This is a genomic window from Lysinibacillus sp. BNK-21 (genome assembly GCF_048684915.1).
GTDB lineage: Bacteria > Bacillota > Bacilli > Bacillales_A > Planococcaceae > Lysinibacillus > Lysinibacillus capsici.
Genome location: NZ_JBLQTS010000001.1, coordinates 2,804,547 through 2,818,891, shown reverse-complemented (window position 1 = coordinate 2,818,891; position 14,345 = coordinate 2,804,547). Strand labels below are relative to the sequence as shown.

At 39.0% G+C, this 14,345-nt stretch carries 11 protein-coding genes; 8 read left to right on the top strand and 3 right to left on the bottom strand.

What is annotated here, in order from left to right; translation table 11 throughout:
* Window positions 1-87: 87 nt before the first annotated feature.
* On the top strand, window positions 88-873 hold the full coding sequence (locus tag ACMGGO_RS14530; RefSeq protein ID WP_048390099.1) for a VOC family protein: 786 nt from the start codon (window positions 88-90) through the stop codon (window positions 871-873).
* A 372-nt stretch (window positions 874-1,245) separates the two neighbouring features.
* On the opposite strand, the gene ACMGGO_RS14525 is transcribed toward ACMGGO_RS14530, so the two are convergent.
* Both ACMGGO_RS14525 and ACMGGO_RS14520 read right to left on the bottom strand, forming a co-directional pair.
* Entirely contained in the window at window positions 1,246-1,524 is a 279-nt protein-coding gene (locus tag ACMGGO_RS14525) for an amphi-Trp domain-containing protein (protein WP_048390101.1), read from the bottom strand.
* 145 nt (window positions 1,525-1,669) lie between these two features.
* Window positions 1,670-1,870 (bottom strand): cold-shock protein, encoded by a 201-nt coding sequence (locus tag ACMGGO_RS14520; RefSeq protein ID WP_004269397.1) that lies wholly within the window; start codon window positions 1,868-1,870, stop codon window positions 1,670-1,672.
* Between the two features lie 213 nt (window positions 1,871-2,083).
* Between ACMGGO_RS14520 and ACMGGO_RS14515 the strand changes: the two genes are divergently transcribed.
* The 7 genes from ACMGGO_RS14515 (at window position 2,084) to ACMGGO_RS14485 (ending at window position 12,673) form a co-directional block, all read left to right on the top strand.
* On the top strand, window positions 2,084-3,763 hold the full coding sequence (locus ACMGGO_RS14515; protein WP_048390103.1) for a formate--tetrahydrofolate ligase: 1,680 nt from the start codon (window positions 2,084-2,086) through the stop codon (window positions 3,761-3,763).
* Window positions 3,764-4,213: 450 nt separating this feature from the next.
* Window positions 4,214-6,250, top strand: a complete 2,037-nt coding sequence (locus ACMGGO_RS14510) for a hydantoinase/oxoprolinase family protein (protein ID WP_103117789.1) — start codon at window positions 4,214-4,216, stop codon at window positions 6,248-6,250.
* 3 nt (window positions 6,251-6,253) lie between these two features.
* Window positions 6,254-7,933: a hydantoinase B/oxoprolinase family protein gene (locus ACMGGO_RS14505; protein ID WP_066037711.1), complete on the top strand. Its 1,680-nt coding sequence runs from the start codon at window positions 6,254-6,256 to the stop codon at window positions 7,931-7,933.
* Window positions 7,934-7,945: 12 nt separating this feature from the next.
* Window positions 7,946-8,698, top strand: a complete 753-nt coding sequence (locus ACMGGO_RS14500) for an IclR family transcriptional regulator (protein WP_054550817.1) — start codon at window positions 7,946-7,948, stop codon at window positions 8,696-8,698.
* A gap of 22 nt (window positions 8,699-8,720) precedes the next feature.
* A complete protein-coding gene (locus ACMGGO_RS14495; RefSeq protein WP_048390111.1) occupies window positions 8,721-10,295 on the top strand; it encodes an OPT/YSL family transporter in 1,575 nt (524 codons plus the stop codon).
* A 16-nt stretch (window positions 10,296-10,311) separates the two neighbouring features.
* On the top strand, window positions 10,312-11,355 hold the full coding sequence (locus ACMGGO_RS14490) for a DUF917 family protein (protein WP_066037712.1): 1,044 nt from the start codon (window positions 10,312-10,314) through the stop codon (window positions 11,353-11,355).
* Window positions 11,356-12,058: 703 nt separating this feature from the next.
* Window positions 12,059-12,673, top strand: a complete 615-nt coding sequence (locus ACMGGO_RS14485) for an HD domain-containing protein (RefSeq protein WP_420281981.1) — start codon at window positions 12,059-12,061, stop codon at window positions 12,671-12,673.
* A 193-nt stretch (window positions 12,674-12,866) separates the two neighbouring features.
* On the opposite strand, the gene ACMGGO_RS14480 is transcribed toward ACMGGO_RS14485, so the two are convergent.
* Entirely contained in the window at window positions 12,867-14,270 is a 1,404-nt protein-coding gene (locus ACMGGO_RS14480) for a pyridoxal phosphate-dependent decarboxylase family protein (RefSeq protein ID WP_420281980.1), read from the bottom strand.
* Between the last annotated feature and the right edge of the window lie 75 nt (window positions 14,271-14,345).

Genomic DNA, 14,345 nt, shown 5'->3' with positions numbered 1-14,345 from the left:
ATCCTACTAGTAACTCCTTTTCTTGAGTAAATTTTAAACTAATCAAACATACAGGTAAAGGTAATGGGGAAAGAAAGGGGAATGGCCATGACTTTATATTTTGATCATTTGGTTCATCAAGTGGAATCACCAGAAAATATAAAGGTTTTCTTCAATAAACGAAATGTCCATACAGTGAATGGTGGGCAGCACACGATGTGGGGGACTTATAATACGTTAAGCTACTTTGGCTTAAGCTATATTGAACAAATTGCTATCTATGATCGTGATTTATTTGAGCAAGCGGCACAATACCCATATTCCCTACATTATACGTTTAAACGTGATCAAGAGCGCCAGGGATTTTCTCGAATTGCTCTGCGCACAAAAAATATTGAGGAAGAGGGTCGACGCTTGCGAGCATTGGGCTATGAAGTATATGGACCAGATGCATGTAGCAGAACAAGACCAGATGGCACTGTGGTAGAATGGAAGCTACTGCATTTTGGTAAGCCAGATCTGCCAATTGATTTTCCATTTTTGATTGAATGGGCGGAGGAAGATGAAGAACGTTTGGTTCAATTAAAGGCAAGTGGTGCCATTGATGTCAAACAGGCTATAACGATGGAATCCGTCCAATTCTACGTCAAGGACATGCAGGCAACAGTTAAGCTGTGGCAAGAGGTGTTACAGCTACCAGTGCCTACGCAATATGAGCAGTATTTGTCACTACAGCTACCGAATATGCGCTTAGATTTCTATGAGGAAGAGAGCGCGATGACAATGACACTTGGTCATGTCAAAGAGGGACCATTTGGTGTGACATTAAAGGATCCTAAACGAACAAAGGAAACTTTAGTTTGCCCTGGTGCTTTTTATTGGATAAATCGATAAGGAGAAAAGGCTGGGCCATAACTAACTGGGACCTTCATTAAGCCGAATAATCTTTAAATTAACAAACATGATAACTAGAAAAACCGAACTATTCCGAAACACTTCGTAAGCGTTTTAGTGGATAGCTCGGTATTTTTATGGGCTGAAACACTTTTGCTTCCGCCTTTTTACATAAGTATTGAAAAACAAAACCATCAATAGAATTTCTGATGCTGGCTACTTGCTTTCCTGTGGATTTAGCGTTACAGAGGAGACCCTGGAGCGAAATCACCTCCTCACCTTGCTAGAAAGTTTTAGCTAGTGACATGATCTTTAATTCAACAATATGGAAAAATCCACTTCATCAGAGAAGTGGATTTTCGTTGCCAATTATTATTCAATTGTCATTTTTTTCGGTGTTTCTGTACCTGTATACCAATCAAATTCAATTTCAAATGAATGCTTGTCGCCCTTTTTTGTATAGGAGTATTCGATTTTGAGCTGTTCACTTGGGCTGACAACTGTTGGCTCTGTGTCTTGAACAAAAGTGAATTCACCATTTTCTTTAAGCTTTTTTGCAATCGTTTCCAGTGTTGCTGCAAATTCTGCTACACTTTGTCGTTCTTTATGCTTCAAAATAACTTCAGTCATGGGTTTATTTTGTTTTTGCATCGAAATCCCTCCTTACGTATTGTTACTTCTATTATAACATGGAGGGGGCATTCAGCTTATAAAACAATACAAAAAGCGGATGAAGGAAACGATGCATTTCCTAATCCGCTGCTAATCTGGAACTACACGGATAGTCCCCTTACGCTTATAGTTTTACAACATTTGATGCTTGGGGTCCACGATTGCCTTCCACAACATCAAATGAAACCTTTTGACCTTCTTCAAGTGTACGGAAGCCTTCCTCCTGGATGCCCGTAAAATGAACAAATACATCTTCGCCATCATCACATTCAATAAAGCCATAACCTTTTTCATTATTGAACCACTTTACGATCCCCTGTTGCATAAGCATTCGCCTCCAATGCGCTTGAATGTAAAATAAAGTTAAATAAATGGTGCACTCATTGAGAAAATGTGAAAAAATTGCATTTTCTCTTAGAACATACAGGAATTGAACAAATAAGTCAATTGATTGACGAAATGCTTGCATATCTGGCTTTCTTTTTTTTCACAATTAAGACTATAATGGAAATGAACAACATAGAAAGTAGGATGCCAAATGACAACGAAAAATCAACCATTATCAGATTTAGAAATCGCTAGTCAAGCAGTGATCAAACCTATTACGGAAATTGCCAATGCTGCGGGTATTCCAGAGGATGCTCTTGAGCAGTATGGACGCTACAAAGCAAAGATCGACCCATTAAAAATTACTGCTCAGGGCGAGGATGCAAAGGTAGTATTAGTATCAGCTATTAGTCCAACCCCAGCTGGTGAAGGAAAGTCGACTGTGACTGTTGGACTAGCAGATGCCCTTCATCAATTAGATAAGAAGGTGATGGTCGCATTACGTGAACCATCATTAGGTCCAGTTATGGGCGTAAAAGGTGGCGCAACTGGCGGAGGTTACGCACAAGTTATACCAATGGAGGATATTAATTTACATTTTACTGGCGACCTTCATGCGATTACAACAGCTAACAATGCTTTATCCGCATTTATTGATAATCATATCCACCAAGGTAATACACTTAACATTGATCCACGACGCATTATTTGGAAGCGTGTCATGGACTTAAATGATCGTGCCCTTCGTAAGGTAGTGGTGGGATTAGGTGGTCCTGTTCAAGGCATGCCGCGTGAGGATGGCTTTGATATTACGGTTGCCTCTGAAATTATGGCAGTATTCTGTTTAGCCACAAGCATTGAGGATTTACGTGAGCGCATCGCTAGTATTGTGATTGGCTATACTTTCGAGCGTGAGCCTGTCTTTGTGCGTGATTTACAGGTAGAGGGTGCCTTAACACTATTATTAAAAGATGCCTTTAAGCCAAACCTAGTTCAAACATTAGAGGGAACACCTGCTATTATCCATGGTGGTCCATTTGCGAATATTGCCCACGGCTGTAATTCTATTATGGCGACACAAACCGCTCGTAAGCTAGCTGATATTGTGGTGACAGAAGCGGGCTTCGGCTCTGATTTAGGTGCTGAAAAATTCATGAACATTAAAGCTCGTAAGGGAGGCTTTAAACCAAGCGCAGTTGTCATTGTAGCGACAATTCGTGCATTAAAAATGCATGGTGGTGTACCGAAAACAGCGCTTGTAGGTGAAAATGTGGAAGCACTCCTACAAGGAATTGAAAACTTAGCTAAACATGTAGATACAGTTCGTACATTTGGCGTTGAACCAATTATTGCCTTAAATCGTTTTATCACGGACACAGAGGCTGAACTAGAAGCCGTTCTGAACTGGTGTCAAGAAAATCATGTTCGCATTGCCCGTACGAATGTCTGGGAAGAGGGCGGTAAAGGTGGTCTAGCCTTAGCTGAGCAAGTACTAGCTGTGCTAGAGGAAGAAAACAACTTCTCTCCTTTATATGATGTAACAGAGTCAATTGAAGAAAAGGTACGTACGATTGTGCAAAAGGTATATGGCGGGAAAGATGTACAATTTACAGACCAAGCCAAAAAACAAATTGCCCAAATCGAAAAATTTGGTTGGGACTCCCTTCCAATTTGTATGGCGAAAACCCAGTATTCTTTATCAGACCAACCAAGTTTACTTGGTCGTCCAGAAGGCTTTACCATCACAATTCGCGAAGTTATTCCAAAGCTTGGTGCAGGCTTCTTAGTTTGTCTAACTGGCGATATTATGACAATGCCAGGACTTCCAAAAGCACCAGCTGCGCTACGCATGAATGTCGATAACGAAGGACATGCGGTAGGATTGTTCTAACAGAATATTAAAAGCTGCCTACTTAAATGGGCAGCTTTTTTATTGATAATGGGTAAACATGGTTCGTAGGAAGTGACCCAATTCAACGTCTATCTACAATGCAAATATGGTATAAAAGTAAAATTTCGGATGATTCCTTCATCCACCTCTTGAGTAAAAATTCATAAAAATTAATTTTTTTAAAACGATTTTAAGATTCTAGTGAAAACTAGGATCTTTTTTATGTTGCACAAAAATCACGAGAACTTTCCTTATATAAATGTGTTTGGTATTTTTTATCAATAGTTCTCTGATATTGGAAAGATAGAGCGGGTTTTTACAACGAAGGACAATTGTCAAATGAATTTTTATTTAAAAAATACATTGAATTTTCTTTTTCTTTTAAATATAATTTATTTAATTCTAATTCGGAACGCTGTACCGATAATAGGAACATGGAGGGATGAAGTCTTGAAAATCGCAACAGATATTGGCGGTACTTTTACTGACCTAGTTTTCACAGATGAAAAAGGAAATCTTCATTTTGATAAGGGACATACGACACCTGGTCACTTTGAGGATGGCATACTAAATGTATTAGGACGACATGTAACGGAAGATTCTTTCATTGAATCATTTATTCATGGATCGACGGTTATCATCAATACATTAACGGAAAGAAAAGGGGGCGTAGTTGGGTTAATTACAACAAAGGGTTTCCGTGATGTTATAGAAATTGCTCGTGGAAATCGACCAGACTTATATAACTTTAAATATAAAAAGCCAGAACCATTTGTAGAGCGTTATTTACGTCAAGAAATTGATGAGCGAATTGATTTTAAAGGAAATATTATGAAAGCGCTTAATACCGAGGAAGTTGACGAGATCGTTTATAAATTTAAGGAATTAGGTGTTGAGGCGATTGCCATTTCCTTAATACACGGCTATAAAAATCCAATTCATGAACAACAGTTAAAAGAAGCCATTTTAAAAATTTGGCCGGAAGTATATATCACACTTTCAAGTGAAACGATTAAAGAATACCGTGAGTATGAAAGAACAAACACAACAGTCCTTAATTCTTATGTAAAGCCAATTGCACATGCCTACTTAAAAAGCCTAAAAGAGAAATTAAGCACAATTGGCATTACAGACCATTTAAAAATTATGCAATCGAATGGCGGGACTACAAGCTTTGATAAAGCAATGGAGCTACCAATCAACCTCGTTGAATCTGGACCTGTAGCAGGGATGTTTGGGGCAGCTAAATTAGGCCAACTTTTAAATGAATCGAATATCATAGCTTTTGATGTTGGTGGGACGACAGCAAAATGTTCGCTTATTACAGATGGCAAAGTCAATGTCACAACAGATTACTATATTGAAAGAAATGAAAAATTTGCGGGCTATCCTATTAAAACACCTGTAGTGGATATTGTGGAAATCGGAAATGGTGGTGGCTCTATCGCACGTGTAGATCAGTTTGGCTCATTAAAGGTTGGACCAGATTCTGCTGGGGCAAAGCCAGGGCCTGTAGCATATGGCTTAGGGAATACACAGCCAACAATTACAGATGCCAATGTTTATTTAGGAAGATTATCCTTAGAAAACTTTGATAACCCAGTATCCATTGACAAAGTGGAGGAGGCTCTTGTTGAAGCAATTGCGAAACCATTTAATGTGTCAGCAGAAGAAGCAGCACAGGGTATTTTAGATATTGCAAACTCCAATATGTTAAATGCACTGAAGCTGATCTCTATTCGTAAAGGCTATGATCCTGAAGACTTTACAATGGTGGCATTTGGTGGCGGTGGTCCACTACATGCGATTAATTTAGCAGAAGAGCTTGGTATGAAAAAAGTCATTATTCCTTATGGCTCATCCGTCTTCTCAGCATTAGGAATGATGATGACCGAATATCGACAAGATTACATTCAAACAAGTTTAATGAACTTTGACAAAGACCATCTTGCGGCTATTCAAGAAAATATTGATCAAGTCATTGCTAATGCCTATGCAGATGCACCATTATCAAAGGATCATTATTATTTTGAAATTAATTATGATTTACGCTACAAAGGTCAAGAGCATGCCGTTAAATTAAATGCATCAGCTATTACGCTTGATGAAGAGGGGCTACTTGCATTAGCAGAAGCCTTCCATATCAAACATAAACAAGAGTTTTCTTTTGATTTACCAGCTACACCAATTGAGTTAGTCAACTTACATCTTACAATCTACGGGAAAGATGAGGCGGTTCAATTTAAAGAGCTAGACTTCTCTCATATCGACAATTCTACATGTATCAAGGCACAACGCAATTTATATGTGAAGGGAACAGGTTGGGTAGAGGTCAATGTCTATGACCAACAAAAATTAGTACCTGGCTATGTCATTACAGGTCCTGCAATTGTGGAAAATCCAACATCTACGGTCGTAATCAATAATAATCAATCAATTGAAATTGATAAATACGGCAATTTGATAGTAGAGATGGAGGGGAAATAAAACATGAAAAAAGATGTTTTTGCAGTAGAAATTATTCAAGATTCATTGCTAGCTATAGGCGATGAGATGTTTATAGCTCTAGCACGCTCTTCTATGAGTCCAGTAATCTATGAAGTATTAGACTATGCTTGTGGTTTAACAGATGCCAAGGGTAATTTAATTAGTCAAGGAAACGGTGTAACGAGCTTTATTGGGATGTTAAGTCCAATGGTACAGCGTGTAATAGAGAAGTTTGATAATGGGAAAAAACTACATGAAGGTGATGTCATTATTATCAATGACCCTTATGTTGGAGGTGGATCGCATTTATCGGATGTGGGCTTAGTTCTCCCAATTTTCTACAACGGTGAAATTATTGCGTACTCTGCCAATAAAGCACACTGGACAGAGGTAGGGGGCATGGACCCTGGTTCATTTACAAGTAATTCTAATGAAATCTATCAGGAAGGTTTACAGCTACCAGGTGTCAAACTTTATCATCAAGGTGAGTTGAACGATGCAGTCTATGAAATCATTTCTACGAATGTTCGTTTACCAGAGCTTTCAATCGGTGATATGTTTGCACAAGTAGCCGCCTTAAAAACAGGTGAAAAACGAATCTCAGAGCTTTGTCAGAAGTTTGGTGCGGAATCGGTGAAATTGTCCATTCAAAAATTATTGGACAAAGGTGAGAAAATTGTAGAGTATGAGCTTCAACACCTACCTAAAGGTGAATTTTATGCGGAGGACTTTATTGAAGGGGACCCATTAAAGGGTGGACCTTATCCAATAAAAGTGAAAGTCACAATTAGTGATGAGGCGTTTATTTGTGACTTCAGAGGCTCACATCCTGCAGTCAATGTGCCAATGAACTGTTCTCAGTTTGGTTTAATGGCAAGTGTGCGCGTTATGTTCTTAGCATTACTTGGCGATATTGACGTAATTAACGAAGGTGTCTTTAAACGCTTAACGATTATCACAGATGACAATTCGATTGTTTCAGCTAAACGTCCACATCCTGTGTCTATGAATTTTGAGGCACGTATTGGGGCAGCTGATCTAATTTGGAAAGCTCTTGCGCCGCATTTACCAGAACGCTTATCGGCAGGGCATTTACAATCTGTTTGTACGTTTATTCTCACTGGGAAAAATCCTGAAAATGATGAGTCATTCCTAATTGTTGAGCCATCTGTTGGTGGCTGGGGAGCGGCGAATGATGAGGATGGGCAAAGCGGGCAATACTGTATGGGAGATGGCGAAACATATAATCTTCCAGTTGAAATTGCCGAAACAAAATACGGTATTCAAATTGATGAATATAGCTTAAATTGTGACGGTGCTGGTGCTGGTCAATTTAGAGGTGGCTTAGGTGTTCGTCGCGTTTATACAGTCAATCATGATGGTCAAAAGGTTTCTGTGAACTTAGGTAGACATCAATTCGCGCCATTCGGCTTAAATGGTGGTGGAGAAGGCTCTCACAACTATTTAATCATTCATAAAAAGGATGGAACGAAAATTGGACCAGTGGGCGTACTTGCCAATTATGAATTGCAAAAAGGCGACCGTATTGAGCTTGTGACTGCTACTGGCGGTGGTTATGGTCCTCCACACGAACGAAGCTCAGAGGCCATTGAACGTGACCTATTAAATGAATATATTTCTGTAGATGTAGCGAAAGAGCGATACGGTTATCAAAACGCTTAAAGGGAGAAATAGATGACTGTCAAGACATTAAAAAACTCATTGGATATACTAGAATGCTTTGCAACGACAGAAAATGCATTAGGTGTTCGTGAAATTTCACGCATGATGAAACTGCCGACAAGTGTCGTGCAAAGAACCATTAATACATTTACAGAAGCGGGTTATTTAATACAGGATGAACACACGAAAAAATATAAATTAGGTTATAAAATGTACCTTTTTTATGATGTGTTATCGAATTCAAAAGACCCTCACTCGACCATTTATGAATTGATGCAAAATCTTGCCAGTGAAATCAATGAATCAGTATTTCTTACTTATATGGACAATGAATACGGTGTCACAACGAAAATAGCCGAAAGCAATAAAAATGTAAAGTATGCGGTGTCTTTAGGAACAAAGACACCCCTTTACATCGGTGCTTCCTGTAAGGTCATGTTTGCTTATTTAGACGAGGACAGGCAACTGGAATTAATGGCCTTCTTTCATGAGGAACAATCGAAGGAAGAGCAGGTTTCTTTCCTAGCGTCATTAAAGGAAGAGCTGCAACAAATTCGCCAAAACAACTGGTGTGTTACCATCGGGGAGTATAATGAACATGCATTTGGCATTAGTGTACCGTTATTTAACTATAAAAAGGAAATCACTGCATCTCTTACAATTTCTGGGTTAGTATATGATTTAGATGATCAAAGGGAGAAAAATATGCTTGAACAGTTAGTGAAAGTAGCTCAGCAAATACAATCACACATTTCAAAATTATAACAACAATAGGGGAGCTGACACTATGAATAATAAAGTATTACATCCAAGGGCTTTAGAGCCTGTAACTCTACTAATGATCGTCTTAACATCTGTTGTGGGGGCAATTATTGGGATACAGCTAATTACGACTTTAGGGATTTCTGCCAATACATCAATCGTTGGGGCAATATTTGCGATGATTCTTGGAAGAATACCGATTGGCAAGCTAATTGCCTTTAAATCTGTACACAGACAAAATATTATTCAAACTGCCATTTCGGCAGCAACGTTCAGTGCAGCAAGTAGTTTAATGTTGCCAATTGGTATTCCATATGTATTAGGCTATGAAAATTTAGTATTACCATTGTTTATCGGTGTTATTTTAGCGATGTTTGTTGATGCTTTATTATTATATAAATTTTTCGATACAAAGATTTTCCCAGCAGCAGGTACTTGGCCACCAGGGATTGCAACAGCTGAAGCCATTAAGGCGGGCGATAAAGGCGGTAAGAATGCAAAGGTATTAATTGGTGGTGTGTTAATTGGTATCGTGGGATCTGTTTTGAAAATTCCAATGTCAGCTTTTGGGGTAGCGTTCATCGGTAATATTTGGGCACTGACGATGTTTGGGATTGGGCTTTTATTAAGAGGCTATTCTGTTCAATTATTTAATGTTGACTTAAATGCTTACTATATTCCACATGGCGTTATGATTGGTGCTGGGATTGTAGCACTTTTCCAAGTAGCTTTTGCCTTATTGAATAAAAAGTCGGCTAAAAAGTCAGAAGAGTTAAGCTATTCAAAAGATGCAAAAGAAATTCGACAAGCATTTGGTGTTGGGTTTATAGCATATTTAGCCATTGCTCTATTAATCGCTATTTTAGGCGGTATTATTTCACACATGTCTTTCGGTATGTTAATAGGATTCATCATCTTTGCAACGATTGCTGCATTTGTCCATGAGCTAATTGTAGGTATCGCAGCGATGCATGCGGGTTGGTTCCCTGCATTTGCAGTGGCATTTATTACACTGATTGTTGGTATTTTAATTGGTTTCCCAGCTCCAGCACTTGCATTACTAGCAGGGTATAGTGCTGCTACAGGGGTAGCATTTGCGGATATGGGCTATGACTTAAAAACTGGTTTCATTTTACGTGGTAATGGTAGTGATGTTGCATTAGAAAAAGAAGGTCGCAAGCAACAATTGATTGCTGGTATGCTAGCTTTTGCAATTTCCGCAGTTGTAGTATTGCTATCCTATAAATCTTATTTTGCACAGGATTTAGTAGCACCTGTTAACCATGTGTATGCAGCAACAATTCAATCAGGCGTTACAGGCGATGTAGCGAAACAATTAATGATTTGGGCGATTCCAGGTGCATTAATTCAGCTAATTGGTGGTTCAAAACGTCAAATGGGTATCTTATTCGCAACAGGTTTATTACTTGTCAATCCAATTGCTGGCTGGGCTGTATTAGTTGGTATCATACTTCGTGTTATTTTCACATATGTGACGAAAGGTAAGAGAGAATCTGAAATGACGGTCTTTGCAGCAGGTGTCATCGCTGGAGATGCGCTATATAGCTTCTTCTCTTCCATTCTAAAAATAGGGAAATAGAAAGGAGTCATGCTGAATGGCGAAAGGATTATCGTATGAGGATGGGATTGCTGCCGTTTATGGAGGAGCAATCCTTGGCGGAGGCGGCGGTGGTCTCCTAGAGGAAGGACTCAAGCTAGTGGAGGAAATCTTTGCAGCAGGCGAACCTCAAATGGTGGATATTACTGAATTAGACCAAGAAGATTTAGTTGCCTGTGTGGCAATGGTAGGTGCGCCATCAGCGGCCGATCAATATATTTCAAATGAACAGCTTTGTTGGAGCTATCGTAGTATGAACAACTATATCAATCGACGTCTAAAGGGCATCATTACCAATGAAAATGGTGCCATCACGACGATCAATGGCTGGTTGCAGTCAGTCTTATTAAATGTACCTGTTGTGGATGCTCCCTGTAATGGACGAGCACATCCAACGGGAATCATGGGTTCTTTAAATCTCCATGAACAACAAGAATATCAATCCGTACAATTTTATGCAGGAGGAAAAGGTGACTTCGCCGTTCAAGGCTTTGTGGAAGGGAATTTACACAGCACCGCAAAGACAGCACGCCAAGCTTCTATTTTAGCAGGCGGGCTAGTCGGGGTCACTCGAAATCCTGTGACGATTGACTATTTACAAAAACATGGCGCACCAAATGCGATTACCATGGCCATAGAGCTTGGCTATTGCTTCTTAAATGGGCAAACCTTTGAAGAAAAGCTAGCCCATGTGTTGCAGTATTTGAATGGGGTGCACATCGTATCAGGCGCTGTCACAAATTATTCGTTAACAAAGGAAAATGGCTTCGATGTAGGGGAATTATCAGTGGGTGATTACCATCTGACGTTCTGGAATGAATATATGACATTATCGAAGGAAGGGCAGGTACAATCCAAATTCCCAGATCTCATTATGACGTTCGATACAGAGAAAATGATGCCAGTTCCAAGTGCAAGTATTGAAGAAGGAATGCATGTCGCAGTGATTCATGTAGACCAATCTAACTTAAAATTAAGTACAACCATGCAAAACGAAGCACTATTGCGGGAAATTGATGAAGTGATCAAAGGCGTTCTATAAAGTAAGAAAATAAAACAGTAAAAGCTGCCATCATCTACTTGAATGTAAGATGGGCAGCTTTTATTTGTCCTTCAGCGGGATGGTAATACATTTTATCACAATCGTTCCTACTTCCTTTTTCACTTCATACATTGATGGCTTAAATGAATTTCTTACTGATTTGCACAACTCATCGAACGTGGTATTCACAAGCTGTAAGCAATTATCGTGTACGATTTTCATTAAAGGGAGGAGCTACGTTCATACATAATCAAGGTATTGACCAGAAGAAGGTAACAACCAGTAATGAAAAAACAATGCACTTCTGCTACAACTGGCGAAATCCTTTTGGTCATGCAACAAACTAACTTGTTGTTCACATTTTCGGCATGTACATCTGGCTATGCGGGTTAAACAAAGAATTTCTAAGGGAAAGTGTTCACTTTTATTTGTTTAGATGATAGGTTTTCAATACGCACGTCATCTTTTAAACAGGTTATTCAATTGTAAGCCCGCTGAAGTTAATGTTAAATCTGTTAAACACACAGCTGTTGTACATTGCTGAAAAATATGAGGTACAGAACAAATAGCTGTTCTGTACGTTTATCATACAATATTCTGAAAAATTAGTCAATTGAAATGGATTTGATTTTTAATTTTTCTAGATTACCTCTTATGTAATAAAATACAGTATAATTTTGTAGGAAAGGAATGAGTGAAGACTATGAATCATTTAATGAATAAAGTACGTGAAATATATGATCAATTTGATGCTAGTCATGATTTTCAACATATTGAACGTGTCTATCAAAATGCATTAGCTATCCTACATAGCGAGCCAACAGCAGATGAAGAAGTTGTGAAAATAGCGGTACTTTTACATGATGTCAGTGACAAAAAGTATACCGATAGCAAGGAAAAGGAAGAACAGCTTATTGCGGAATTACCTGTTAGTGAAGGTAAAAAGCAGCATATTCGAGATTGCATTGCTCAAGTGTCATTTAATGGTGGGAATGAGCTAGAAGCAACATCATTGGAAGCAAAAATCGTCCGAGATGCAGATCGTTTAGATGCGATTGGTGCTATTGGCATTGCCAGAACATTTGCTTATGGTGGCGCAAAAGGTCGCAAGCTTTATGATAAGGAAGAAGAAGCACGCACAAATATGTCAGAGTCAGAATATCGTCAGAAAAATACCTCGTCTGTTACTCATTTTTATGAGAAATTATTACTGCTAAAAGATTTAATGGTGACGGAAAAGGGCAAGCAAATGGCACTTGAACGTCATCAATTTATGGAAAGTTTTTTAAAGCAACTAAAGCACGAAATCGGTCAGTAGCACATAGCACAAAAACTGCCTTTCAATTTGAAGGGCGGTTTTTGTGCTTCATTCGGCTATGGTCTTCGTAGTACAAAAATAATGAAGCGTGCATTTCCTATGGCAAGTAGCATTTTAGTTTTGTAGTGAATTATTGAAGGCGCAACAAGTGAGGAATCCTTCATCATGTGTTACTCCATTACCTTTTAATAGCTTAGATGGATTCATTAAAATAGGAGGATATCGCTGTTGTTAATGCTTCCCAAATGATTGTCAGGTCTGCTTGGGAAGTACGCCAATTACTGAAAGCCGCACGAATAGCTGGCATATCTTTGTAGACAGTTGGCGTCATGTATACTTTGCCTTGTTGATTTAAAGTAGTTAAAAATTGTTGGTTCATTTCAGCTGTCAGTGCCTCATTATTGACGGCGAAGCACACGATATTCAGTCGAACAGGTGCTAGCAATGTAAAGTAGGGACTGTCATCTATTTTTTGACCAAGCTGTTGTGCGAGTAATACATTTTCTTCTATTAATTGTTGGTAGCCCAATTTACCATAGGCCTGTAAAGAAAACCAAGCAGGTAGCGCACGAAAACGACGTGAATTTTCAGGTGTAAGATCACAGAAATCTGGATTTTCAAGGGAACTACCAAGATAGGCAGCATTATTTTGAAAAACGGTTGCTTGCAACGATTGATGACGGGTAAATTGCATAGCGGCATCATAAGGGACGTTCAGCCATTTATGTGCGTCAATTGTAATAGAATCTGCATAATTCATGCCCTCAACAAAGTGACGATACTTTGGTGAACAGGCTGCAAAGCCACCAAAGGCCGCATCGATATGAAGCCAGAAAGGGTATCGCTTTTTTAGCTCGCCAATTGCTTGCAAATCATCAAAGTCAACCGTATTGACAGTTCCCGCATTTGCTACAACTATACAAGGTTCATGTAGGTTTTCTTCAAGAAACTGCTGTAATTTTGTGATATCAATGGCTTCTCGCTGTTCTAGGCATAGCATAGTATGAATGGAATTTCTCCCCATGCCAAGCATAGAGGTTGCTTTGATTATACTTGAGTGGGGCGTTCCGCTAACAATCTTTATTGGAGGGATACCATATAGACCATCCAGAGCAGTGTTTTTTCCATAGTATTGTGCAATCCATTCCCTTGCTTGAGCAAGTCCTACAAAATTAGCCATCGTAGCCCCACTGACAAATGTTCCTCGATAATCATCGCTTAATAGCAATAACTCCTTTAGCATGTCAATTGTCGCAAGCTCCATTGAACCTGCAATAGAGCCCTTAGAATGGGATAAATTTTGATCGTAAATACTTACTAACCAATCTCCGACAATCGAAGCAGGGGTAGATCCACCTGTGACAAAACCCAAGTATCTTGAGCCTACACTACTATTTAAGCCTTCAGCAAATTGCTTTGTAAAATATTGAAGTGTTGCCTGAGCACCCTCACCCACTTCTGGAAGTGTCGGAGTAGGAACACTAGAGGAATGGTTCGTTACAGCTCTATGCTCCAGATTAGTAAAAAAATTGGCTGCATGGTCAACTACATCCATTAAAAGCGTTTTTATTTTTTCCTGTTCTTGCTTCATATTCATCATGTGTCATCATTTCCCTTCATTTTAACTTAGCTATTTCTGCCTCTACACTATATAGTGATATATATAACAGTC